The sequence below is a fragment of the Paenibacillus vulneris genome (assembly GCF_039543185.1).
In the GTDB taxonomy this organism is placed as follows: Bacteria; Bacillota; Bacilli; order Paenibacillales; family NBRC-103111; genus Paenibacillus_S; species Paenibacillus_S vulneris.
In genome coordinates, this window is the sequence record NZ_BAABJG010000027.1 from 343,733 (window position 1) to 368,730 (window position 24,998).

A 24,998-nucleotide genomic window follows, 5' to 3' on the forward strand; every position below is an offset into this window, starting at 1 on the left:
TGAGGAGGCAGATTGAATGAATCGAAGGTCATGAAAGGAGTGCAGGAATGAATCAATTAACGCGTTTTTCTATGAAAAACGTCTCGGCGTTATTCATCATTGTAATCATGCTTTTTGTGGGCGGTTTTTATTCAACGACCAAGCTGAAGGTAGAAAACATGCCCGATGTGTCGTTTCCGGTATTGGTTATAACGACAACGTATACGGGGTCTCCGAAGGATGTAATGGATGAGATTACCGATCCGATCGAAAAGAAACTGGCGAATGTGGAGGATCTGGATTCCATGTCCTCGACATCCAGCGATAATTATTCCACGATCATTCTCATGTTCAAACAGGGAGTGGATATGGACAAGAAAAAGACGGACGTCCAGGATTTATTGGCCGAAGTGACATTGCCGCAAAGTGCGGGCACGCCCAAAGCCTCAACCTTCGGGGCGGCATCATCCCCATCCAACTATCTGGTTGCTTATGCCGGCAGCGGGATGAGCCAGAGCGAGCTGGATAAAGATTTTAAAGACATCATCAAGCCAGGCCTGGAAGGGATTAAGGGAGTCGACCATATCGATTTCATCGGCAACCGCGAGACATCGCTGGATATTCAACTGGATGCGGGCGCGCTGGATTTCTACGGTCTGTCCCCGTCGCAAGTCAGCAATGCCATTAATGCGGCTGCAACCAAGAGCCCGATCGGCAGCGTGGAGATTAGCGGAAACAGCAAAATGACCCGGGTCACAGGCGATCTCCAAAGTCTGTATGACCTGGAACGAATGGAAATAACAACTCCAAAGGGAAGTATCGTTACTCTTAATCAATTGGCGAAAGTCAAGGCTATCTCCGAATCGAAATTTAAAGGAAGACTGGACGGGCAGCCTGCTATTGCCATGATTTTATATAAAGCTAGCAGCGCGAATGCGGTGGATTTCTCCGATGCCATTCATAACAAGCTTCAAGAATGGCAAACCACGCTGCCGAATATTACGTTCAAAAATACGTTTGACAGCGCGGATGAAATCAAGCATTCGATAGATGGCTTGATTCGTGAAGGTATAGTAGGAGCCATTTTGGCAGCGGTCATGATTTTGTTATTTTTACGTAATGTCCGGATGACCCTAATCGTTCTCGTATCGCTGCCGCTGTCCATATTGATTACCTTGCTGTGCATGTATGAGCTGGGAATCACGCTCAATACGATGTCGCTGGGCGGAATATTTATGGCCATAGGACGGGTCGTCGACGATTCAATCGTCGTCATCGAGAACATTTATGCCAAGCTGGAAAAAGCTCATGAGCGGAATGAATCCGTCATTGCCTTGGCCACCAAAGAAGTATCGTCCGCCATCACGTCTTCGACGTTGGCGACCGCGGGCGTGTTCGTTCCGTTGGCGCTGGTATCCGGCTTTATTGGAGAATTTATCAAGCCGTTCGCAATAACGATCGTCTGTTCCCTATTGGCTTCCTTGCTTGTTGCTTTAACGGTGATCCCTATGCTGGCCAAGATTCTGGTACTGCGGGGGAAACCGCCGAAGGCGCATCATGACGATTCCAAGCCATCCGGTTTGACCGAGTTCTACGAGAAGGCGCTCATCTGGAGCTTGAAGCATCGTATCAAGATGCTGCTTCTATCAGGTATCGTGTTTGTGGCTACGATTGTCGTTACCGTTCCTTCACTATCGGTATCGCTGATGCCGAGTGCAAAAACGTCCCAAACGATGTACTTCCAAATCAAGATGCCTTATGAAACCTCGTATGAATCAACTGACGCCAAGACCAAAGAGCTTGAAACGATCTTGTCGGATAAAAAAGATTCCAACGGTGAACCGGTGTTTACCTTCGTCGAAGCGTTGGTAGGGTACGCCGGCGATGATAAAGAACGAACTCCTTACGCGTCGCAAATTTTCGTTGAATTGAACGATAAGGTTGATGCTGACAAAGTGAAGGATCAGGTCAAAGCTTTCATCCTCTCCGAGCTGCCTGCCGGCTCTGAAGTAGAGCCTAAATCGATGGGAGGAAGCATGGGGACATCGCCCGACTTTGAGTACAGCCTGCAAGGGGAGGACCAGCTTCAATTAGAGAAAGCGGCGGCGATGGTAAAAGCCAAGCTTAACACGATACCTGAGCTTACGGAAGTGGAGGACAATCTCAGCGACGCCAAGACGGAGATCGAGATTGCCGTTGACCAGAGCAAAGCCAGAGCGTTCGGCTTAAATCCCGCAACCGTGAGAGACACCGCGCGCGCGTGGATCCAGGAGCAGAAGCTGGGCGACTTGAAATTTGACAATATCGTCTATGCCGCCAAGGTGTCTATGGATAAATCAGACAAAGATACGCTCGAAAAGCTGGGCAACATTCCGTTAAAGAGCGATAACGGCTCGGTTGTTTTATTGAAAGAGGTCGCTAAAGTGAATGAAATCAAAGGAGCCGCCTCATTGACGCGCGAAGGTCAGCAGCAGCTTGTCAAAGTGACCGCCAAAATTACCGGACAAGATAAAGGCGGCATCAGCGGCAAAGTCGGGCAAGCCCTGAAGGAGCTGGAGCTTCCCGATGGGGTAACGCCGAAAGCCGGCGGGATAACGGACGATATTAACGAAAGCTTCTCCCAATTGTTCGTTGCCATGGCTGCAGCCGTGCTTATTGTTTACTTGATCATGGTTCTGGCCTTTGGCAATGCGACCGCACCGTTCGCCATCCTGTTCTCGCTTCCGCTTGCCGCTATCGGCGGACTGCTGGGTCTATTCCTTACAGGTGAACCGCTTAATGCCACCTCCATGATAGGATTTCTGATGCTTATCGGAATTGTGGTCACCAATGCCATTGTCTTGATAGATAGAACGCAGCAGCTACGGGAAGAAGGCTTTATAGTCCGCGATGCGTTAGTCCAAGCCGGCAAGGTGCGGCTGCGTCCCATCATAATGACCGCCGGAGCGACGATTGTCGCGCTGCTTCCGCTTGCGCTGGGATTTTCAGGTGAAGGGGTTCTGATCGGCAAAGGACTCGGCATTGTAGTTATCGGAGGCTTGCTGACATCTACGGTGTTGACACTGGTTGTCGTTCCGATTGTCTACGAGCTGATCGAGCATATGAAGCTTGGATTCGCAAGGAAATTAAAGCGGCAGACAAGCAATGAACTCCAAGCATAATAGATAGAGATACTGAGGAGGTTTTCCGATGAAGAAGGCTAGTCGGGGGAGAAAAGGGAAAAAAAGAGCGGTTTTATTACTAATGTTCATTGCAGCGGTCATCGCGACGTCAGGCTGTTCCGCAGGCGCAGGTCCGGCAACCGTGCAACTGGAGCCAAGACCGGTCAAGACGGAGCTGATCAAGAAACAGACGATAGGCGCGCCTATAGAGCAAGTAGCGGAAGTTAAGGCGGGAACGACGCTGGATGTTGTCGCCAAAGCGAACGGGGAAGTTATGAACGTTCTGAAGAAGCGCGGAGATTACGTTGAAAAAGGAGACGTGCTGTTTGTCATCGACAGCAAGGAAGCCGAAATCTCCAAAAGGAAAAGCGAGGTTGCGCTTCAAAATGCGCAGGAAGCATTAAAGAAAGCAAAGGACGACAAAGCCATCAATCATCAAAGCTTGCAGGATGAGGTTACTCGCGCACAGACCGCTTTGCAAAATGCGCAGCAGGATTACAATAAGCTGCGCAACGATTTCGACTCGGGTGTCATCACGCAGCACGAGGTCGATCAAGCGAAGCAAGCGGTGGATAATGCGGCGATGAATTTGCAATCCGCCCAGAACAAGCTGAACGCCAATGATAATTCCAATTCGTTGGCGTCCTACGAAACTCAGCTTCAAACAGCGCAGCTGACTCTCGATGAGGCTGCTATGTCCCTAGAGAATTACAGTGTGGAAGCGCCCGGAAGCGGTGTTTTAACCGATTTTAATGTTGTGGCGGGCCAAGTGGTATCGTCTTCCTCAGGGAAAATAGGCCAAGTCCAGCAGATCGATCCGATCAAAGTGACGGCCGAATTGTCGGAAAACAATGTTCAGCTGGTTAGAGGGAAGCAGGAGCTTGTATATTATGACCCCGATACTCCCTCGGTCAAAGGAACGGCCAAAATCAGCTATTTGGCGCCCATTATGAGCGCGGCGACCAAGACGTACTCTCTGGAGCTGGAGATTCCGAACACAAACCGGCAGCTTCAACCAGGCAAAAGATTCATGGTTCAGCTTACGACGGAAGCGGAAGAGCAAGTTATTGCCGTGCCTACGTTAAGCGTGATCCGTGAAGACTCCGACGCCTACGTTTTTGTGCAGCAAGGCAATCAGTATCAGAAGCGTAAAGTTTCGCTTGGGCGTATTAACGGGGAGTATCAGGAGGTGCTGACCGGTGTTAAAGACGGCGAGCAGCTCGTTGTAACCGGACAGCATACGCTCAAGGACGGCCAACAGGCTGAACCTGCGGCACCGGCAACGAATGCCAAATAAGCATGGAACATCATCAAGAAGGAGCGGTAGATCATGAAGAACAAAACGTGGAAAACGAGTCTTACAGCCATGCTGCTAAGCGCAGCGATGATTCAGTCAAGCGTCCCGGCTCTTGCGGCTTTGGCCCCGGAACCGGCTGTATCGGCGCCAAGTAGCAACTATGGGTTAACGGACGACATTCGTGCCGCAATCAAGAATGTTTCCGTCATTCCTACGGTATCGGGATCGCAAATTGCGGCAACAGTGCGTCTGTATAACGGAGGGGCTGCTCAGAACCGGGTGCCGGAGCATGAGCTCCGCGTGCGAACGACGAGCGGTGTAGAGTACAAGCTTGTCCCGAGTGCAAATAACAAGACGGCTTTGCAGCCTAAGGAAATTAGCGAATTGGTGTATATGGCGATGGTGGAGAGTAAAGAGATTACCAGTATTGACCAGCTATCGTTTGTTCATACCGATGTTTATACGTATCCGAAGCAAGAAACCACGCTGCTCTCCATGCCCGCAACGTCGGTATGGTACGGGAATAACGGAACGAATCAGATGGTTTCGCTCCCATGGGGCCAGCCTTTCAGCATCCCGGGAGTCAATTCGGATCTGGTGTACACGCCCGCCGAAGTTTCCAAACAAAGCGCAAGCGCAGGTCCTGCGGCATCGGCTGAAGCTTCCAAGCAAAGCACGGCGGCCGGGCCAGTCCTTCTGGTCACTTTATTGGCCGAAAATCCGAGTGCAGGCCGGCAAATGATCCCATCATTTCGGATCGACGCGCGATCCGGCCAAAAAACGTACGAAGGCAAACGTTCAGAAAACGATCCGGTTTCGTTGGAGGCAGGCGAAAAAGCATATATTCATTTTTCCATCCCGGTTGATCAGGATGCAGCCATGACGGATCTGCTCGTGGTTTCAACAGATGCGTTTATTTCCAAAACGGGGAATCAGGAAGTGCCCATTTCCACAGGAAAAGCGGCCATAGCTTGGCCGACTGCGGATCAAATGAAAAGTCCTGCGGCGTCGTATACGATGGGTACCCCCATCCCTTTCGATTCCTTAACTAAGGTGATTGATAAACAAACCGAAGTTTCGCTGGTGGAGCTCCATTTGCACGAAAACCCGGAATCCGGGTACAAAACGGCCATTGCCAAGCTCAAATTTACGAATAACGGCAGTTCTCCCGTCTCTATGCCGGAGCTTCAAGCTGAATTGGCCGATAGCAACAGCTTAACCTTCACAGGTGTGCGTCAAACGAACGTATCTCCAACACTGGAACCTGGATTAAGCTACATTGCAGCCTACTCCTTTCATCTGCCTCGTTCCGAGAGCGGCGATCAATTCCAATTAAAGCTTCTTGATCCGATTACGGCAGCTCCTTACAAGACAACTGTCGCTTCGATTCGGACGGGGGCGCAGCAGGAAGAGGGCGGGGATACGTTCTCCATGTATCCGTATGATATTAAACTGAATGATTATAGCGTCAGCTACTCGACCATGGCCGGTAATCCTATTACCTATACGTACAAGATTAATGTTGATATGGATATCAAACAGAAGGAGAATGTCGTTGTCGATACGAATTTCCCGATGCTGCGATTCGAAATCGTCGATCCTGCGGGCCGGATTGTCGGCAGGACGGACGCTTCCTTCACGGGTCCCAAAAAATTGATCAGCGGCAAACAGACGATCAATTCGAACAGCATCCAATCCGACGAATTCTCGTCTCCAATAACCGTGAATATGTACGAAGTCATTACGACGCCGAACGGCGAAGCTGAACGTCTGGTCAAGAGTTTTCAACAATAGCCTGCCCTTAAAGTGAAAGCGGGCCTGCCAAAGAACCTTCCTGTTATGCCGGAAGGTTCTTTTATTTAGAGGAAAATGTAGATTTCATCGTATGTTCTCTTCATAAGGAACTACACTAATAATCTCATCAATTCCCATCCTACTTCCCTCCAATTATTATTTGATATATTGTACCGTGCGAAACAAATGGAAAGAACAAAAATGATTGGCAGCCTGTGATGGGGTACGGGTGTTACTGGCTGAAGTTGGAATGAAAAGCCGTTATATGGATAAAATAATGGTGCGTTAACAAGATGAAACGGCCAGTAAAGGAATCGATTGGCAAGGAGAGTGCTATGCGGACACGAAATTCTACCCGTAACGTCAGCTTCGAATCCGATGATCACACGGCATTGGGTCCGGAATTGGACCGTAATGTTGAGGCACTCAAACAGGTATTGGGTGAAGCCGACGATGTTTCGTTCCGCTCCTTCTTGATAGCCGGAAGGGTTAGGGCGGAGCTTGTCAGCATCCCCGGCATGTCGGACAAGCAGGAGATTGACAACAGTGTACTAAAGCCGCTTATGCAATCCCAGGACGTGGTGTGTGCCGATTTGCAAACGGTTAAGCACAGACTTTTGCACGTCGTGTCCGCCGATGAGGCTTCGACCGTTGAGGAATGCGCGGGACAATTAATCAAAGGGTATCCCGTGCTTCTGATTGACGGTTGCACCGGTGCTTTACTGCTTGGAATTCCCCAATGGGACAAGCGCAGCGTAGAAGAGCCGAAGACCGAACCGTCGCTTCGGGGGCCGCGAGAAGGTTTTACTGAATCGATTGAGACCAATCTGTCGCTGTTGCGGCGCAAAATCCAGAGCGTCAAGCTAAAGCTCAAATCGCAAAAGATCGGCCGCTATACAGGGACGGAAGTCTATATCGCTTATATGGATGACCTGGCTAAGTCTTCCTTGCTGCAAGAGGTGCAAAATCGACTCGAACGTATTGATCTGGACGGTGTACTGGAATCCGGATACATCGAAGAACTGACGGAAGACAGCCCGTTCTCGCCGTTTCCTCAACAGCAATTTACAGAACGGGTCGATATAGCGGCTGCTAGTTTGCTCGAAGGCCGTATCGTTCTGCTGGTTGACGGTACGCCCGATGTGCTGATCGTACCCGCGACACTTGCGACACTTCTACAGGCTGCGGACGATTATTACAACCGAGCGTTATACACCAGCGTTCTGCGCTGTTTACGCTACATAACGTTGCTCATTTCCATGATTCTTCCGGCGATGTACGTCGCGATTTTGAATTTTCATCATGAAATGGTACCGGGCAAATTATTGACCAGCATTGCCTCCGCACGTGAGGCAATTCCGTTTCCAACGTTCGTGGAGGTGATGATGATGCAGCTCGCATTCGAGGTGCTGCGAGAAGCTGGGCTTCGCCTTCCGCGGCAGATCGGTTCGGCCGTTACGATTGTCGGCGCGCTTGTTGTTGGAGAAGCTGCAGTATCGGCGGGGCTCGTGTCGGCGCCGATTGTCATCATCATCGCGTTCACGGGTATTGCGGGATTTACGGCTCCCCATTATTCGTTGGAGCTCGCCATACGCCTTTTGCGGCTGCCGCTGATCGTGTTAGGAGGGACGCTAGGCATGCTTGGAGTTATGTTCGGAATTATTGCTGTTGCCATCCATTTGTGTATGCTTCGTTCCTACGGCGTCCCTTATTTATCTCCGTTTGCGCCATTTGAGGCAAGTGAAATGAAGGACACAGCGATTCGGGCTCCAAGGTGGAAAATGACGATGCGTCCCGGTTTTTCGAGTATGCGAAGCCGCCGGCGACTCGCCCGGGGACAGAAACCGGAGCCCGGTAAAGGAGGCAGAAGCTAAAGGAATATGGTGAGTAAATGGGCATCTTCCTGGATATGTGCCTGCAAATGGCTTACATTCGCGATGGTGGTGACAGCTTTGCTATTGTCGACTGGCTGCTGGGACCGAAAGGAAGTGAACGATCTGGCGATCGTAACGATCGCCGGGATAGACCGGAAAGACAACGGGGAGATCGAGTTGACAGTGGAGATCGTCGTGCCTAAGCAGGAAGGCGGCAAGACACAGATAAGCGGCAACGCTTCTAAAGAAAGCGGTCCAACTTTAATCTGGTCCGCTTCAGGAGCTACGGTTGCTGACGCAGTCTCCAAGCTGCAACGCAAGCTATCTCGCGCCATCTATTGGGGGCAACTGGAGCTGTTGGTCGTAGGGGAAGCGTTGTCCCGCGATCGTTTTCGGGAACAGTTGGATTATATCGTGCGCGATAATAATATTCGCCTGAGGGTGCAGCCGTTCGTCTGCAAGGGGGCCGTGAGCGATTTTCTCGCTTCTGCCTCTCCACTCGAACAAACAAAAGCGGACTTTCTGGGTGGTGAAGCTGATCGCGTCTTCCATCGGTCGATAACGCTTAACCTCTTGGTGCAAGGGCTTGGTAAAAATACGCAATCGGCAATGCTGCCATACCTCGATATCACACAGGAGGGTAACAAAAGTATACCCTATGTGAAAGGTTATGCCGTATTTTCCCGCGAGCGTATGGCTGGAGTGATCCAAGGGGATTCGTTCTCGGGAGCGAAGTGGATACTTCATCAAGTTAAAGGTGATGTCGAGACCGTGAAGATGAGGAAGCCCATTTCGTCACTCATATCAATTGGCATTCTTTCATCCAGCACCCAGCTCGTTACTGAACTGCAGGAGGGAATGCCAAGAATTGAGGTCGGGATTGAAGCCGAGGTGAACGTCGTTCAAAATACAACTCGCTTTAAAACGTCTGATCCGAATTTCATCCGTCAAGTCGAAAAATCGGCATCCGACGACATACGACGCAATGTAGAGACCGCAATTAAGCAATCCCAAGAGATGGGGGCTGACATTTTCGGTTTCGGCGAAGTGATTAATCGCCGTTATCCTGGAGAATGGCAACAATTGCAAGACCGCTGGGACATGATTTTTCCTTCTATGCAAGTCAAAGTGGAGGTCAAGGTGAACGTTCGACATATCGGGATGTACAACGAGCCCACCGGATGAACCGCAATAAGAGGTGTGAGAGCCAGTGACTTGGTTGAACTTAACTGGGGTAACGTGCGTAACCGCGTTGATGGTTTGGGCCGAATGGCGCGGTCTCGAATTCGATTGCAAGAGGGAACGAGCGGCCTTAATTGCCATCGCTGCCGCCGGCTGGCTTGTAGCCGTGCTAGTCCTTGTTTTTCCGAATATGCCCGGACCGATCGAGCTATTCAACAATATACTCAAACCGCTAGCCAGCGGGTTAAAGTGAGGGGAGAGGTTTGCTGATGGTAGAGGGAGGGAAAATTTCCGCATCACAGCTAGGGCTTCTTTTTTATGCGGTCGCCGCTTACGATGGAATCCTTTTTATTCCGAGGATAACGGGGGAGGAAGCCGGACGAGATCTGTGGCTATCTCCGATCTGGGCTCATTTGATCGGTTTGCTCTTCGTGCTTGCGATGCTTTGGCTTAGCCGTATGTTTCCGACGGAAACCATCATACAGTACAGCGGGCGTATACTTGGTTCGTGGTTAGGCAAAGCGGCGGGCCTTACTGTGATCATTTACGGTGTCAATTTGACTTCTGTCGTCTTAAGAGAGTATGGCGACTTCATTTCTGTCGCCTTTTTGCAAAAAACGCCGGCTGTTGTTGCTATAGGGGGGATGCTGCTTCTTGTGTCCTTCGCGGTCAGGGGGGGCGTGGAGGTGTTGGGTCGGTTGGCGCAGCTGTTCCTGCCGATCACGTTCTTGGTGTTCGGGCTGCTAGTCGTCTTATCGGTTCCCGATTGGGACGCAAATCGTATTTTGCCGATTATGGGTAAAGGGATCGCTCCTTCCGCTAAGGGGGCCATCATCCCCTTAAGCTGGTTCTCCGGCTATTTGATGCTTGGATTGTACTTTCCTTTTGTGTCAGATCAGAGGAAAACGACGAGGTACGTAATAATAACCTGGTTTGGACTCATGGTTACGCTGTCCGTCTCTGGGCTTGTATCGGTTTTACTGTTCGGCAAGCATGCTCATACGTTGAATTATCCGTTCATTGAGGTTGTTCGCTATATTGGGGTTGGGGAATTCTTCCAGCATATTGATGCTTTAATGTTGGCTGTTTGGCTTCTCGGTACGTTCGTTCAATTGACCTCCTATTTGTATACTGCATCGTTGGGGGTGGCCCAATGGCTCGGGCTCAAACAATACCGGGCACTGGTTTTCCCGATCGGCTTTTTTATTCTCGCAATCAGCATGTGGGGACCTTCCAGTGTAGACGTTTTCGAGACCTACTTGGGAACGAGTCAAGTCGTGTTCGATTTCTTCTATGTTGCTCTCGGCCTGCTCCTATTCGTAACGGCATGGATTCGGGTTAAAATTCTCCAAAATTAAAATATGAACTATGTCGTCATAGAACAACCATATGGGAAAAAATTACAAAGGTTTCGTATAATATTCCAAAAAGCTGATGTTCACCTTTGGCCTTAAGGGGAACACATGGAACGTGAGGGAAAGCATGGATTTTTATATTGTAGACGTTTTTGCTGAAGAAAAATATCAGGGAAATCAGTCAAATGTGAATATTGCCGCCAAATTAACAAATGGGACCTATGATATCCAGATTGGCGGTAAGGTACAACTGGTTGCAAAGGGAGACTGGTTACAAAGTATCTAAAAACGATTATGGCCCAAAAGGAAAGTTCAGTGTTGAGGTACTACATATGAAGAATCTTCTATGTGGTTTTTATGTTGTAAGTTCCAAGTGAATTTATGAAATGAACGATATTACGTTGTAATTAAATTGTAAATGATGTTATTTCCCGTGGATTCTTCGGTGTGATTCGATTAAGATAAATGTAATGGAATGACATACAAAGTGTGGAGGGTAAGGATGCATTCTTCCTATAGCGATGTAGAGAAAAGAAGGAAAGAGATCTTAAAGGAACTAGAAGAACACGACAAAGTCTATGTAAAAGAGCTTGCTGAAAAATTCGGCGTGACAACTGAGACCATTCGTCGAGACATGGACAAGCTGGAGAGTCAGAATAAATTAAAAAAAATATTTGGCGGTGCGATCAAAACGAGCCATCAAAAGCTGGAATGGGCATATAACGATCGGGAGTCGCTTAATCTGGAGGTCAAAAGAAAACTAGCAGCCGAGGCAGCCAAATGGGTGGAGGACAACGATATTATATTTCTCCAGGCAGGGAGCACCATCGCCCAAATGCCATCATTTTTAAGAGACAAGAAGGAGCTTACGGTAGTCAGCAATTCCGTTCCGATCATTTTTGAATTTGCTCAATATAAACGAAATGGAGAATTTGACGGGCGAGTGATTCAGATTGGCGGGGAGCTTCAAGTTTCTTCGATGGGGATGTCGGGTGTACTCGCTCAAGACATGTTAAGGGACATTACTGTAAATAAAGCTTTTTTTTCTTGTGGAGGCTTTACTCTTGAAAATATCAGTACGTTTCAAAGTGAGAGCGCAGTAATGATGAAAATTTTGTTGGCACAAAGCCAAAAGAAGGTGCTGGTAGCGGATGCATCTAAAATAGGAGTCAAACATCTATATAAAGTAGCAAATTTACATGAAGTGGACATCATTATTACGGATACGGATTTGCCTGAAGAATGGAAATCATACATCGAATTATCCACATTAAAATGGGTTTCTACCTAAATTCAAGTGATTTGAGATAAAACAACACGTCGTTTGGAAACAAATGGCGTGTTGTTTTTATTTTGTAATATATTTGTTTTTATATAATTTACAATATATTTACGTTGTTTTTACGCTTGTATTACATTCGTATGATAAGATTTATTTGTAAAAACAACATGAAACGAAAGGGGCAACAACGTTGAAATACCAACTTAGTCATCGTGTCAGTGCGTTAAATCCTTACATCGGAGCGGAATTAAGGGATAAAGTCGAAGCGCTCCGCAGATCGGGACGCAAGCTCATAGCTCTTAACGTGGGCGAACCAGATTTTTCCACACCGGTCCATATCGCTCATGCAGGTATAGAAGCAATAATTAAAGGCGTAACGAAATATACCCCGGTGCAGGGTACATATGAAGTTCGGCAAGCAGTCTGTGAAAAACTCAAGCGGGACAACGGTCTTAGTTATGCCCCGGAGGAAGTGATAATCACCACTGGGGCCAAACAGGCAGTGGCCAATGCGTTGCTCTCGATATGCAACGAGGGGGACGAGGTTCTTCTGCCGATTCCTTGCTGGGGTAGCTACCCGGAAATGATCGCGCATGCAGGGGCGGCTCCCGTGTTTGTTGAAACCGACCCGGAACAAGATTTCGGACTAAGCGTGGAGCGACTGGAAAGTAAAATAACTTCCAAGACGCGAGCTATTTTGCTCACAAATCCCAACAATCCGACCGGAACGGTGCTTAATCGAGAAACGTTGTATGCCATTGGCATGATCGCCGTTCGTCATCATCTTTACATTATCGCGGATGAAATCTATGAACATTTAATCTACGGCGATAAAGTTCCTTCGATCGCATCTTTAAGTGAGGAAATTAAATCGCTGACGATTACGATAAACGGGTTATCCAAGGCGTTCTCCATGACAGGCTGGCGAATCGGTTACGCCTGCGGCCCACTGCCTGTGATTCGTGCAATGACAATCATTCAAAGCTATACGACCTCCAATCCAAGTTCGATCGGTCAATATGCAGCGATTGCTGCACTGATAGATGAAGGTGACTCGGTAAAGGAAATGACAAAGTCTTTTGATGAACGGAGGCAATATCTGATTCGTGAAATTCGATCGATTCGAGGATTGACATGTCCCAATGCAAGAGGCGCATTTTACTTGATGGTAGATGTGTCCCGGTATTTTGGTTCTGTTTATGAGAAGGGGACGATCGCCGGCAGCAAGGACTTTGCCGAATACTTGTTAGATCAAGCCGGCGTCGTTGTGACGCCAGGGGAAATGTTTCAGGCTCCCCGTTTTATTCGGCTTTCATACGCCACATCTATGACGCAATTGCAAGAGGCAGTTACATTGATTAAGGCGGCGTTGTCTCAATTGGTAATGGGAGAGGAGGATCCGAAATGAATCCATCATCGCTACGTTCATTGTTACAAGAGGGACGATTGCTCCGATTTTTAGAGGCGCATAACGGATTGACGGGATTAATTGTAGATCGGGCGATGGCTACACTCGAGAATGGACAAACCAAGGCTTACGATGGCATGTGGTTAAGCAGTTTATGCGATTCCACTGCTAAAGGTAAACCGGACATCGAACTTGTTGATTTTACCTCCCGACTCGAAACTTTGCATCAAATTCAGGAAATATCTACAAAACCTATTATTCTCGATGGGGACACCGGCGGTCAAATTGAACATCTGGTATTTCATATCAAGACCTTGGAAAGATGGGGCGTCTCAGCCATCATTCTCGAAGATAAGATTGGTTTGAAGAAAAATTCTTTGTTCGGAACGGAGGCCGATCAACAACAAGACAGCATTACTCATTTTCAAAGCAAAATTAGAGCATGCAAGCAAGCACAAGTTCATTCGGACTTTATGGTGATAGCGCGTATTGAAAGTTTGATTTTGAACAAAGGTTTGCCGGATGCTTTGCAGCGGGCCGAAGCGTATGTGCAAGCGGGGGCGGACGGGATATTAATCCATAGCAAAAAGGAACAGCCCGATGAAATCTTTGCTTTTCTGCGGGAATTCAAACTGCAGTTCAAGGATATCCCTGTCGTTGTAGTACCCAGCACATTTTCAAGTGTGACGGAGACGGAGCTGGAGTCAGCGGGAGTGAATATCGTCATTTATGCCAATCATCTGCTGCGCAGCGCTTATCTATCGATGAACCGGGTAGCCCATACTATCCTGCAGCAAGGAAGAGCTTACGAAGTGGAATCCGAATGCGAGCCAATTCCAAATATTATTCGAATTCTGTGAGTCATCAATGGATACAAAGGAGTGCATATGGATAATCATAGGGTTTTGGGAAGGCAGAGGGGTTTGAGCGAGCCATCGGTGAAACGCAATAAAAGTATAGTCAAATGGGCGTATGCGAACTTAACTGCTTATTTATTAGTTTTTCCGGCTATTGTTCTACTTTTTATATTTCATCTTTATCCGATGTGTATGACATTTTTTCTAAGCCTGACGGATTGGAATCTGATTGCCCCTGATTTTAATTGGATTTTCGCAGGCAATTATACGAAGATGCTTACCTCGTCCGAATTTTGGAAGGTCGTTGGAAACACGTTTATATTTGGTGTCTTCTCGGTCGGCTTTACAGTCTTACTGGCTACTGTACTTGCTGTTGTACTGGACGAAAAACTGCGGGGCGTCAGGTTGTTTCGTTCGGTCGTATTTTTACCCTACATTACACCCATGGCAGCTATTGGAACCCTATGGGTCTGGATGTACAGCCAGGATTTCGGTCTTATCAACTGGGCGCTCGGTTTATTCTCCATTCCTCCTGCCCCCTGGCTGGCAAAGCCGGGGTGGGCAATGGTTGCACTAATCATCACGAAAGTATGGAAGGTGGTTGGCTACTACATGGTGGTGCTGCTTGCCGGCAAGCAGAACATAGCAGAATCGCTGTATGAAGCGGCCAAGATGGATGGAGCAGGAAAGCTGCAGTTGTTTAAACATATTACAATGCCATTGCTCTCTCCATATATCTTTTTTGTTCTTATTGTCGCATTAATCGGCGCTTTTGAGGATTTTGATCTTCTGTATTCGATGACGCGAGGCGGGCCTGCTGAAAGCACAAATATGATGATTTATTACATTTACCAGCATGCCTTCGATTTTTTTGATATCGGCTATGCTTCTGCAGCTGCGACAGCACTTTTTGTTATCCTTCTGCTCATTACATTTATCCAGATGAAGGTTTCCAAAAGGTGGGTGCACTATCAATGAGATGGCAACAATTTGTATTTCGATGGTTCGGATACGCCTTTTTGAGTCTTTTTTCATTCATTATGCTATTTCCTTTTGTTTGGTTGTTGAGCACTTCATTAAAGAGCTTTGACCAGGTGTACGTGTTTCCGCCGACCTTGATCCCGGAAGTATTCCGTTTGGAAAACTACGTAGAAATATGGAAGTCGGCTCCGCTGCTTCGGTATCTATTCAACAGCCTGTTTACAGCAAGCGTCATTATCATAGTGCAACTGCTTCTGATCATCCCGGCGGCTTATGCTTTTGCCAGACTACGGTTCAAAGGAAGTGGCATTCTTTTTCTCTCGGTTCTGGCTACCATGATGATCCCGAACCAAATTACGTTTATCCCTAATTTCTTGACGATCAAACAATTAGGCTGGGTGGATACGTATGCGGGCTTGATCGCGCCATTCAGCGTGAGCGCCTTTGGCATATTTATGCTGCGGCAAGCCTTTATGCAAGTACCGAAGGAGTTGGAGGAAGCCGCCATTCTCGATGGCTGCGGACACGCCAGAATCATGCGCCATCTCATGCTCCCTTTGTCGGGAGCCGCCGTTGTGACGTATATATTGTTGTGCTTTATCAAGAGTTACAATGAATTGTTCTGGCCGCTTATTGTGACCAATAATGAAAATTTGCGAACGGTTCAGTTAGGACTGACGCGATTTATTACAGAAGGAGGAACGCAGTGGAATCTGGTCATGGCCGTTGCTACAGTCATTATCGCGCCATTGGCCGTACTGTTCATTTCCATGCAGAAGTTTATTGTCAAAGGCGTGGCCACTACGGGTTTAAAGTAAGAGACAGGCTATTAAAATAACGAGGTGAAACCATTGAAACGTAAATTCATTAGTAGTGTTCTCGCGACGTCATGTTTGGTTACGGTACTTGCAGGCTGCGGACAAGAAGCTTCCTCCTCATCACAGAACAAGCAGGGGAACCCGGTGCAAATTGAGTTTTGGTATGGTAATGGCGGGGTGATCGGGGAAGCCACGAAGAGTTTGGTTGAACAATTTAATCAATCGCAGAATGAAGTAAAGGTCAATGCGGTGTTTCAGGAGACTACCAATAATATAGGCAAGAAGCTATTGACGGCCATTGTGGGCAATGCTGTACCGGATGTTGTTCAGTTGAACGCGAGATTCTGGCCAACCTTTGCTTACAATAAAGCACTGCTGCCGCTTGACTCTTATATTCAAAACGATTCGAAGTTTGATTACGGTGATTTTGTGGACAGCTTTGTAAAGAACACCTTAATCGATGGAAAGACCTACACCCTTCCATTCAATCGGAGTACATCGATCCTGTATTACAACAAAGATATCGTGAAGGAGATCGGGCTTGATCCGGAGCATCCGGTGTCCACATGGGACGAATTGGTGGCTGCTGCGAAGAAAGCGACCGTCGTTAAGGATGGGAAAACAGAACGATTCGGCTTCTCAACCTATTTGCCGCCCCTCTACTACTACTCGTTGATGTGGTCCAATGGCGGTGATCTTTTCAGCCCGGATCAAAAGGAGGTTGTGCTCGACCAAGCGCCGGCGGTTCAAGGTTTGGAGATGTACCGGAACATGATCTATGAGACAAAAACGATGATGCAGCCTACGGGCGGGACGACTACCGACAGCGGGCAGGAACTCGTCAATTTTAAAAATGGCAAGGTGGCTTTCCTGGTGGCCTCGACAGCCGACTTGAGTGAGATTCAAAAAAGTATCAAATTTAACCTTGGCGTCGGTTTCGTGCCAAAATTTAAAGAGTATGCCGTAACTACGTCTTCCGGGGGAAATCTCGCTATTGTAGCGAAGGCCCCTAAGGAAAAGCAAGACGCTGCCTGGAAGTTCATCAAGTTTCTTACCGATAAACAGCAAACCATTTATTTCACCCAACACACCGGATACATGCCGATTCGAAAATCTGCCGTTACAGCGCCTGAAATGGTGAAGTTTTATGAACAAAATCCGTTCTTTAAAACGGCTGTCGATGAGCTTCCCTACGGAAAGGCTCTCCCGGTCGTGCCTGACTTCGATAAAATCGAAGCAGAAATCCAAAAGGCAATCGGTAAAACCTATGCACAAAATGTTCCGGCCCAAGAATCGATGAAGGAAGCTGCCGCCCAGATACGTGCGATCATGAAGAAATAAAGGATAGCGAAAAAAACGGATGACTATAAAACAAAAAGGAATGAAATCCATGGGAAAAACAGCTGAAAAGAAGAGTCCTTCGGGACGGCGGGTACTCATTATCGGAACGGACGGATTAAGACCGGATCAGGTTAAAGCCGATACGATGCCTACGTATTGCCAGTTAATGAAAAGCGGGACGGTGTTCAAATCTTTTTATTCCGTATATCCCTCTCTTACACGGGTATGCATGGCTTCTTTAACTACAGGATGCTATCCGGGAGAGCATGGACTGATGAACAATCTCATGTATGCTCCTGGTTTTTCGGAAGACGGACTGCTCCAAACAGGAGACCATCGAGAATTATTCCAATTTCAGAAACGAACAGGGGAAGCGTTGCTCTTGCGGCCGACGTTAGGGGACCGATTAGCTCAAGCGGACTTGCGGTTGACGGTTTCGGCCGGAAGCTCGCCCGGAGCTTCGTTGATCTGGAATTTTAATCATCCGCAGCATGTCATGAATCCTTCTACCGACTATGGTGTCCCGGAACTTAGCGAGCTGCATGCCGCACGAGGCGCTGCCGCTGCCGAATCCGATGTCTCGATCCGAAAGAAGGAACGCACTTTATGGGCCGTTCGGACGCTCATTGAACAGCAACTGCCCGATGAACAGAATACCGTTATGGTGCTGTGGCTTCCCGAACCCGACGACACGCAGCATTATTTCGGCATCGCATCGCAAGAGACCAAGCAAGCCCAGAGGCTTGTGGACCAATGTCTGTCCGAGATTTTGGAAGCTATCTCGCGACTCGGCCTCGAGGATGAATTGGATATATTGCTCATCAGCGATCACGGACATTCGACGGCTAACATGGTCGGCAGTCTGGGGCCTTATTTGGAGCAAGCCCGGAAGGAATTGAAAAAAGAACTGAATTTCATCGCAGTAGACGCTTTTATTTATGGGGACGAAAATCAAGTAGAGGAATTGCAGGCGCTCGCTGACTGGCTATCTGCCCAAACCTGGTGCGGTATGCTGCTGGCGAAAGAACCGCTTCATCAGCAACTGAATCATGCGCTGCCTTTGAGCGCGGTGCTCGGAAGCATTACTCACGACAGAGCCCCTCTGTTAGCCGTTGTTCCAACATGGACCGATGAAGTGAATCAGGATGGCGTTCAAGGAGTTGTTCATTACTTAAACGTCAAAACGGAGAATAAATCGTACCATGGCTCTATCCGAAATGAAGATATGCAGCCGTTTTGCATGGGAATCGGTCCCAGCTTCAAAAAGGGCTATGTAACGCATATTCCGGCGGGCATTATTGACATTGCGCCAACGGTTTTGCACTTGATTGGAGTTACTGGAGAAAGCGGCTTTTCAGGAAGAGTTTTATATGAAGGTTTGCAAGGCTGCGAGGAGCAGGCGGTGCGGCACGATACTGTTAAGCACGTGGACCTCTATGCGGATTCGGAACGAACAAAAGGAATTCGGATCGCGGATGTGAATGGATCGAATTATCTCATCGATTGTTTTTGTGAAAATACAAGAAAAGCGGAAAAGAAAGGATGAGGCGCGATGCCAACAAAATGTTGGGAAGCTAAGGAAGCGGATATGCTCAAGCTGCTGGAGAAGCTTGTTAATATCGATAGCGGGACGTTTTATAAAGCGGGTGTGGATCGGGTAGGGAATGTGCTGGCTTCTGCATATCAGGCTCTGGGATTTCAAGTTAGTGTCGACCGGCAGTCGGAACGAGGTGATCATTTGATCATCGTTCATCCCGAGGCGCAACATCCAAATATCTTGATGATTGGACATTTGGACACCGTATTTCCTGTAGGTACAACGCAAAGCCGGCCTTTTTCATGTGATGAATTTTTTGCTTACGGACCCGGTGTATATGACATGAAGGCCAGCTTGGTCATGATGCTGTTTGCGATACAATCTTTGATCGAAGCAGGGGACGAGAGTTTCAAGCAGATCAAAATTATTCTGAATTCGGACGAAGAGCACGGTTCGATTTATTCAAGGAATCTGATTGAGCGGGAGGCGGCAGGCGTTAAGTATGCTTTGATCGTTGAACCGAGCGATATGACAGGGAAGCTTATAACCGGTAGGCGCGGTGGTGGTAAATTTGAATTGCTTGTAACTGGGAAGGCGGCGCATTCCGGAGAGGAACCGGAAAAAGGACGAAGCGCAATTGGTGAACTCGCGTATAAAATTGTTCAACTTCATGCATTGACCGATCCAAATGCGGGCGTACATGTCAATGTCGGGGTGATTAGCGGGGGAACAACCAGCAACACGATTGCTGCACATGCCAAGGCTTCGATTGATGTACGAATGGAGACACCGGAACAGGCTATGGAGCTGGAGCGCAAAATCAAACGCATTTGCTCGACTACAATGATTGAAGGAACAACATCAGTCTTGCAAGGCGGTATTACAAGACTACCGATGATCAAAAGTGCGAATTCCGAGCATTTATTGAGTATCGTTCAAGAAGAAGCGATACAATTGGGAGAGTCGTTAACCGATAAGAAAATAGGTTCAGGGTCGGATGGTAATCTGACTGCGGCCGTAGGGATTGCAACAATTGATGCGTTAGGTCCACGTGGTGGAAATGCGCATACTGCGGACGAATTTTTGGTTATCGAAAGCTTGGTGCCAAAAACAAGGCTGCTCGCTAATATAGTGAAACGATTAAGTCGTGAATAAACCATTTCCTTATCAGGCCAAGTAGGGAGTGCCCCGCCTTCTTTGAGTCAAGCGAAACGACCTGATCCTAAGTTCCTACGGATGCAGCCAACCCGATGTTGTTCAAAGGTGGTATTCGGTAAAATATCAGGCAGAAAAGGAGATGCTGTACTTATGAAATACAGAATAGAGTATGATACAATGGGCGAAATTCAAGTGCCGGCCGACAGGCTGTGGGGAGCGCAAACCCAGCGCAGCATCGAAAATTTCAGAATCGGTTCGGAGCGGATGCCGATGGAGATTATCAGGGCTTTTGCCATACTGAAAAAATCAGCTGCACAGGCCAACAAGGATCTGGGTAAGCTGGATCCGGACAAAGCAGTGGCTATCCAGGCTGCTGCCGAGGAAATATTAGCGGGACAATGGGACGATGAATTTCCGCTGGTCGTATGGCAGACCGGTAGCGGCACGCAGTCCAATATGAATGTGAATGAAGTGATTGCACATCGCGCCAATCAGCTTCTTGAAGGCCAGGGAATCGATAAAAAGGTGCACCCGAACGACGACGTAAACCGTTCACAAAGCTCTAACGACGCGTTTCCAACGGCAATGCATATCGCGGGAGTTCTTGCTGTAGAGAATCATTTGCTACCGGCGCTTGCGAAGCTGAAGGGAACTATGCGCTCCAAAATGGAGCAGTTCGCCGACATCATCAAAATTGGCCGCACCCATCTCCAGGATGCAACTCCGTTAACCTTGGGGCAGGAAATCAGCGGATGGTGGGCTATGCTGGAGAAGACGGAGCAGATGATCATAAGCAGCGTGGATACGATGAAGGAGCTCGCGATCGGCGGCACGGCAGTCGGTACAGGCTTGAACGCCCACCCGAAATTCTGCGACAAGGCAGCCGAGGCGATCAGCAAGGATACCGGCATAACGTTCTTATCTGCAGCTAACAAGTTCCATGCTTTGACAAGCCATGACCAGCTTGTGATCGTACATGGAGCGTTGAAAGCATTGGCGGCTGATTTGATGAAAATCGCTAATGACGTTCGATGGCTCGCGAGCGGGCCGCGGTGCGGCATTGGAGAGCTGGTGATTCCCGAAAACGAGCCTGGAAGCTCCATCATGCCTGGTAAAGTGAATCCGACCCAGAGCGAGGCCATGACGATGGTTGCCTGCCAGGTCATGGGTAACGATGCGGTGATAGGCTTCGCGGCAAGCCAGGGCAATTTCGAGTTGAATGTGTTCAAGCCGGTGCTGATCCATAACTTTCTGCAATCAACCTGCCTGCTAGCGGACGTTATGGTGTCGTTCAACGATCATTGTGCAGTAGGTATTGAGCCGAACCGGGAAGTGATTAACCGTTACCTGCAGGAGTCGTTAATGCTCGTCACTGCATTAAATCCTCATATCGGGTACGAGAAAGCGGCTATTATCGCCAAGTTGGCTCACAAGGAGCATCTTACCTTGAAGGAAGCGGCGATTCAAAGCGGATTTTTGTCTGCGGAACAGTTTGACCAATTCGTCCGCCCGGAGCATATGGTGAGCCCGCAGAAGTAATCGGAGGAAGAGATTAAGGGATGCTCTGTTCGATGGTCATCGAGTGCCTCAGGATGGCAAAAAAGCGTGTTATATACCGTCATAAGTGTAAAGGTACGAAAAAATGCCGAGTTCAGGAGCAATTTAAGCTCCGACTCGGCTTATATTTAGCGATATCTCGGCAATCAGGTTGATGAAGGCCATGTGGCATTCGAAGGCAACCGCTTTAAGCATCATGGCTTACTTAAAAATACTTAATCCAACTCCAATCAAGTAAGGTACTAACCACAACCCCCAAACCACCAAGCTAAATGTATGGAATTGACCAATTTGCTTTTCCTTCTTCCTCCATAATACAATTGCTGCCCATATTGCATGAATTAGCATCAATAATAGGGCGACCATGCCGGTAATACCATGCAAATTAATCTCTTTGTCTGGATTCAGCTGCCCCATAAAACCAGTACCAATTCCATCAAACAATAAACCGGAAAAGAAGAAAGCGAGATGCTTCGGTTTCAGTCGCCCTGAAATTTTTTCAGCCCAAACACCGATAGTATAAGCAACCAACGCCAAGTTTATAAACAAAACCGCAAAAAATAGCAACATAATTCCTCCTGATTAGTTTGTAGTTGAATAGTCGAATGTGACTATTACACGTTTGATTATATACCCCGATTTTCGAATAGTCAATCTTGACTATTTTGTTTGTGACTATTTACCAATTTACTTTGAAATATTCAGGTTAGGACCTAATCGGATAGGAGGCTATCCATGAGATGGATAGCCGACCTTCCACACCACCGTACGTACCGTTCGGTATACGGCGGTTCAACCGCTTAAGTGCAATTGACGCAATCGCTCGTATTGTGCAGGGAAGTCATAATACCCTGCTCGTGCGAGTTTTTCGTTTGTTATGGAACAGGACAGCACTGGACTTCCGGCAACCCGCCAGTAGCCCAGGCGCGTATTCCCCCACTGGTAAGCCTGTTTCTCCGGTACTCCCAATTTTCGAAGGTTCTGCACCTTGGTTTTCGGCTTCTTCCATTGTTTCCAGATGTACATGCGAAATCGCCTCTTAGCCATTCATTCCACCTCAGTAGAATTCGTTTCATGTCAGCTACGTAGAAGTGGCCGATCCAGCCGCGAATATAGACCTTTACATCCTCCATGACTTGTCGAACATTCCTGCCTTGACTCCGGCTCGTCAGTTCTTTCAGCTTCTTCTTCGCTTTGGCGAGGGATTGCGGATGGGACCGGATGTACACGCCTTTTCCGTCCTTTCCCAGGGCAAAACCAAGGAATTTGAAATGCTTCCGTGCCACTACGCTGACGACTTTACTCTTCTGCGTATTTAGTTTGAGTCTCAACTTATTCTCTAAGTACGCCCGACAGGATTCCAGAAGCCGTGTTGCTGCCCGCTTGCTTCGGGCCAGCACTACGATGTCATCCGCATAGCGTATGACCACTACGCCTCGGTTTCTCATCTCCTGATCAAATTCGTTCAGATAGATGTTGGCCAATAGCGGCGATAATGGGCCGCCTTGTGGCGAGCCCTCTTCTGTTTCGCGTCGCACTCCGTTTTCCATGACTCCGCTCTTTAGGAACTTCTTAATCAGATCGATTACCCGTTTGTCTTGGACTTGTCGTCGTAGAAGGTTCAGCAGCCGTTCATGGTTCAATGTATCGAAGTACTTCGAGAGGTCGATTTCGACAGCGTAGCTGTATCCCTGCTCCGCATAGGCCTTCACTTTTCGAATTGCTTGCTGCGCGCTCCGTCCTGGGCGGTAGCCGTAGCTGCCCTCCGCGAATATCGGTTCGTAAAGCGGCTGCAGCTGCTGGGCGATCGCTTGTTGGATTACGCGATCCACTACGGTGGGAATGCCGAGCTTCCGCACTCCGCTTCCATCTGGCTTGAGGATTTCTTTACGCCGCACCGGGCTTGGCTTGTAGCTTCCTTCCCGGATGCTTTGTAAGAGATCATCTCCATGTTCCCGCAGCCACGGCAGTGCCGCCTCGACAGTCATTCCGTCGATTCCCGGCGCTCCGTGATTGCTTTTGACCCGCTTGTAGGCTCTGTTTAGGTTGTCCCTGCCCAGTATCCTCTCCAATAGGTCTATTGCACCGTCCTTTTCCCTGCTTTCCCGAGCTCCGATACTCCGCGCTCCTGCATACTCTTCGTGTTCCACACTAACCCTTTGCGGGCAGCCCTTTCGGTATTCTGCTTTCATCGTACCGGTTCTCCTTCCTACATGTACTCGAGACTTACGATTGTTCGGCCCTTCCCGAAAAAAAAATTCCCGGTAGTATGGCCTCTGCTGACTTCTCACAGCTAGCTTTACTCCATCTTTTCGAATAGTCTACTCGACGTCTGTGAGACCTCCCCGGGTAAGAGCGATAACCTTCCCCTCATCCATCTGCCACATTTACATGATGAGATTCGGGCAGTATTGGACTTTGCTTTGTACAGCAAGCTCGTCCGTCTCACCATGCCTTATATGTGATTTCTGTTCGTCAGACCGAGGGTTTGCCTCCGGCTTCCTTCAGATTCGACTTCGCAGTCGACACCCTTGCCCTTGGCTAACAGTTCCTACTGCCAAGCCTGTAGCGGACTTTCACCGCCAAGTTATCGCCCATGCCGGGCGCACTATAAAAAGGGCTCTGCGCTGCTGCGCAAAGCCCTATAAAAATAATTGTACCGATCGAAAATTATTCATTTTTTAATTTTTCAATTACAGATTTCAACCAATCCCTCTCAGCCTGTTTGCATACAAGATGATGTTCGATAGATAAATCAATCCCTTTTGAGAAATTATGTTTAGGTGTTTGCTGCAATTCTTCGATCTGTTCAGTCAAACCATTCAAACGTAACATGAGACAATCGATCGCTTCTTCCTTGGACAGATGGTCCATAAACATAAGTCCAATATCGCCTTTGAAAGAAGTAGTATCCTGCTCGGACAGGTTCCCACGAAGTAGCAAGTAAAATTCCTCTTCTCCGGCAGGAGTAATGGAGTATACTTTTCTTGGCGGGCGATTTCCTTCCTGGTCCTCGCGTACGCTGATAAAGCCTGCGGTGTTCAGCTTGTCCAAAATGGAGTAAGCTGTAGCTTTTTTCATGGAGGTAATCCGGCTCAAATTTTTATCGATAAATTCATTAATTTGATAACCATGCAGACTTTGAGACTTCAATATTCCAAGCAGCAGCAGCGTTCTTTCATCCATAGACTTCCCCTTCTGCTCTATCCAATTTGTTTTATTATATATTACAGCAATTTCATTATTTAATAAAGTTTCATGGAATATTCCACCATTATGAAATATTTATAATACCTTAATAGGACGACGAAAGCTGCTCATGCAGGTTCATACTGACCTCGATGGGCCGCTTTTTTTACCCGCCGGCAGCTTGTATTCGACGTTATGGTGGTTTTCACAAGGTTGATATTTTTAAAA

At 48.1% G+C, this 24,998-nt stretch carries 20 protein-coding genes; 17 read left to right on the plus strand and 3 right to left on the minus strand.

The genetic code is table 11. The features are described 5' to 3' along the window. The first annotated feature begins 47 nt into the window (after positions 1–47). The 17 genes from ABEA66_RS24485 to fumC all read left to right on the plus strand — a co-directional run bounded on the left by ABEA66_RS24485 (position 48) and on the right by fumC (position 21,563). Positions 48–3,140, plus strand: a complete 3,093-nt coding sequence (locus ABEA66_RS24485) for an efflux RND transporter permease subunit (RefSeq protein WP_345591614.1) — start codon at positions 48–50, stop codon at positions 3,138–3,140. A gap of 28 nt (positions 3,141–3,168) precedes the next feature. Then, positions 3,169–4,437: an efflux RND transporter periplasmic adaptor subunit gene (locus tag ABEA66_RS24490; RefSeq protein ID WP_345591616.1), complete on the plus strand. Its 1,269-nt coding sequence runs from the start codon at positions 3,169–3,171 to the stop codon at positions 4,435–4,437. A 33-nt stretch (positions 4,438–4,470) separates the two neighbouring features. Beyond that, positions 4,471–6,231: a hypothetical protein gene (locus ABEA66_RS24495; protein WP_345591618.1), complete on the plus strand. Its 1,761-nt coding sequence runs from the start codon at positions 4,471–4,473 to the stop codon at positions 6,229–6,231. A 335-nt stretch (positions 6,232–6,566) separates the two neighbouring features. After that, the gene (locus ABEA66_RS24500) at positions 6,567–8,105 is read left to right on the plus strand and encodes a spore germination protein (protein WP_345591620.1); all 1,539 of its coding nucleotides are present in this window, start codon (positions 6,567–6,569) and stop codon (positions 8,103–8,105) included. 6 nt (positions 8,106–8,111) lie between these two features. Beyond that, the gene (locus tag ABEA66_RS24505; RefSeq protein ID WP_345591622.1) at positions 8,112–9,290 is read left to right on the plus strand and encodes a Ger(x)C family spore germination protein; all 1,179 of its coding nucleotides are present in this window, start codon (positions 8,112–8,114) and stop codon (positions 9,288–9,290) included. Positions 9,291–9,315: 25 nt separating this feature from the next. Continuing rightward, a complete protein-coding gene (locus ABEA66_RS24510; RefSeq protein WP_345591624.1) occupies positions 9,316–9,540 on the plus strand; it encodes a hypothetical protein in 225 nt (74 codons plus the stop codon). 16 nt (positions 9,541–9,556) lie between these two features. Beyond that, positions 9,557–10,645 (plus strand): GerAB/ArcD/ProY family transporter, encoded by a 1,089-nt coding sequence (locus ABEA66_RS24515; protein ID WP_345591726.1) that lies wholly within the window; start codon positions 9,557–9,559, stop codon positions 10,643–10,645. Positions 10,646–10,769: 124 nt separating this feature from the next. After that, a complete protein-coding gene (locus ABEA66_RS24520) occupies positions 10,770–10,928 on the plus strand; it encodes a hypothetical protein (RefSeq protein WP_345591626.1) in 159 nt (52 codons plus the stop codon). Between the two features lie 216 nt (positions 10,929–11,144). Continuing rightward, positions 11,145–11,933 carry a DeoR/GlpR family DNA-binding transcription regulator gene (locus ABEA66_RS24525; RefSeq protein WP_345591628.1) on the plus strand — a complete coding sequence of 263 codons (789 nt, stop codon included), beginning with the start codon at positions 11,145–11,147 and terminating at the stop codon, positions 11,931–11,933. 181 nt (positions 11,934–12,114) lie between these two features. Next, positions 12,115–13,332: a pyridoxal phosphate-dependent aminotransferase gene (locus ABEA66_RS24530; RefSeq protein ID WP_345591630.1), complete on the plus strand. Its 1,218-nt coding sequence runs from the start codon at positions 12,115–12,117 to the stop codon at positions 13,330–13,332. After that, positions 13,329–14,192, plus strand: a complete 864-nt coding sequence (gene aepX / locus ABEA66_RS24535; RefSeq protein WP_345591632.1) for a phosphoenolpyruvate mutase — start codon at positions 13,329–13,331, stop codon at positions 14,190–14,192. Before ABEA66_RS24530 ends, aepX begins: the two co-directional genes overlap by 4 nt. 63 nt (positions 14,193–14,255) lie before the next feature. After that, on the plus strand, positions 14,256–15,167 hold the full coding sequence (locus tag ABEA66_RS24540) for a carbohydrate ABC transporter permease (protein ID WP_345591635.1): 912 nt from the start codon (positions 14,256–14,258) through the stop codon (positions 15,165–15,167). Further along, complete coding sequence (locus tag ABEA66_RS24545; protein ID WP_079908758.1) at positions 15,164–15,988, plus strand: carbohydrate ABC transporter permease; 825 nt, start codon at positions 15,164–15,166, stop codon at positions 15,986–15,988. Before ABEA66_RS24540 ends, ABEA66_RS24545 begins: the two co-directional genes overlap by 4 nt. Positions 15,989–16,012: 24 nt before the next feature. Continuing rightward, positions 16,013–17,329, plus strand: a complete 1,317-nt coding sequence (locus tag ABEA66_RS24550; RefSeq protein WP_345591637.1) for an ABC transporter substrate-binding protein — start codon at positions 16,013–16,015, stop codon at positions 17,327–17,329. 49 nt (positions 17,330–17,378) lie between these two features. After that, a complete protein-coding gene (locus tag ABEA66_RS24555; RefSeq protein WP_345591639.1) occupies positions 17,379–18,875 on the plus strand; it encodes an alkaline phosphatase family protein in 1,497 nt (498 codons plus the stop codon). Positions 18,876–18,881: 6 nt separating this feature from the next. Beyond that, positions 18,882–20,021 (plus strand): M20 family metallopeptidase, encoded by a 1,140-nt coding sequence (locus tag ABEA66_RS24560; protein WP_345591641.1) that lies wholly within the window; start codon positions 18,882–18,884, stop codon positions 20,019–20,021. Positions 20,022–20,174: 153 nt separating this feature from the next. Next, the gene (fumC, locus tag ABEA66_RS24565; protein ID WP_345591643.1) at positions 20,175–21,563 is read left to right on the plus strand and encodes a class II fumarate hydratase; all 1,389 of its coding nucleotides are present in this window, start codon (positions 20,175–20,177) and stop codon (positions 21,561–21,563) included. A 219-nt stretch (positions 21,564–21,782) separates the two neighbouring features. Here fumC and ABEA66_RS24570 read toward each other — a convergent pair whose 3' ends face one another. The 3 genes from ABEA66_RS24570 to ABEA66_RS24580 form a co-directional block, all read right to left on the minus strand. Continuing rightward, complete coding sequence (locus ABEA66_RS24570) at positions 21,783–22,148, minus strand: HsmA family protein (protein WP_345591728.1); 366 nt, start codon at positions 22,146–22,148, stop codon at positions 21,783–21,785. Between the two features lie 308 nt (positions 22,149–22,456). Then, entirely contained in the window at positions 22,457–23,653 is a 1,197-nt protein-coding gene (gene ltrA / locus ABEA66_RS24575) for a group II intron reverse transcriptase/maturase (protein ID WP_345591646.1), read from the minus strand. A gap of 598 nt (positions 23,654–24,251) precedes the next feature. Further along, the gene (locus ABEA66_RS24580; protein WP_345591648.1) at positions 24,252–24,767 is read right to left on the minus strand and encodes a PadR family transcriptional regulator; all 516 of its coding nucleotides are present in this window, start codon (positions 24,765–24,767) and stop codon (positions 24,252–24,254) included. Between the last annotated feature and the right edge of the window lie 231 nt (positions 24,768–24,998).

Excerpts from the sequence above, each read along its gene's own strand:
- ABEA66_RS24485 (WP_345591614.1), top strand. The coding sequence starts at position 48 with ATGAATCAATTAACGCGTTTTTCTATGAAAAACGTCTCGGCGTTATTC.
- ABEA66_RS24490 (WP_345591616.1), top strand. The coding sequence starts at position 3,169 with ATGAAGAAGGCTAGTCGGGGGAGAAAAGGGAAAAAAAGAGCGGTTTTA.
- ABEA66_RS24495 (WP_345591618.1), top strand. The coding sequence starts at position 4,471 with ATGAAGAACAAAACGTGGAAAACGAGTCTTACAGCCATGCTGCTAAGC.
- ABEA66_RS24500 (WP_345591620.1), top strand. The coding sequence starts at position 6,567 with ATGCGGACACGAAATTCTACCCGTAACGTCAGCTTCGAATCCGATGAT.
- ABEA66_RS24505 (WP_345591622.1), top strand. The coding sequence starts at position 8,112 with ATGGTGAGTAAATGGGCATCTTCCTGGATATGTGCCTGCAAATGGCTT.
- ABEA66_RS24515 (WP_345591726.1), top strand. The coding sequence starts at position 9,557 with ATGGTAGAGGGAGGGAAAATTTCCGCATCACAGCTAGGGCTTCTTTTT.
- ABEA66_RS24520 (WP_345591626.1), top strand. The coding sequence starts at position 10,770 with ATGGATTTTTATATTGTAGACGTTTTTGCTGAAGAAAAATATCAGGGA.
- ABEA66_RS24525 (WP_345591628.1), top strand. The coding sequence starts at position 11,145 with ATGCATTCTTCCTATAGCGATGTAGAGAAAAGAAGGAAAGAGATCTTA.
- aepX (WP_345591632.1), top strand. The coding sequence starts at position 13,329 with ATGAATCCATCATCGCTACGTTCATTGTTACAAGAGGGACGATTGCTC.
- ABEA66_RS24545 (WP_079908758.1), top strand. The coding sequence starts at position 15,164 with ATGAGATGGCAACAATTTGTATTTCGATGGTTCGGATACGCCTTTTTG.
- ABEA66_RS24555 (WP_345591639.1), top strand. The coding sequence starts at position 17,379 with ATGGGAAAAACAGCTGAAAAGAAGAGTCCTTCGGGACGGCGGGTACTC.
- ABEA66_RS24560 (WP_345591641.1), top strand. The coding sequence starts at position 18,882 with ATGCCAACAAAATGTTGGGAAGCTAAGGAAGCGGATATGCTCAAGCTG.
- fumC (WP_345591643.1), top strand. The coding sequence starts at position 20,175 with ATGAAATACAGAATAGAGTATGATACAATGGGCGAAATTCAAGTGCCG.
- ABEA66_RS24580 (WP_345591648.1), bottom strand. The coding sequence starts at position 24,767 with ATGGATGAAAGAACGCTGCTGCTGCTTGGAATATTGAAGTCTCAAAGT.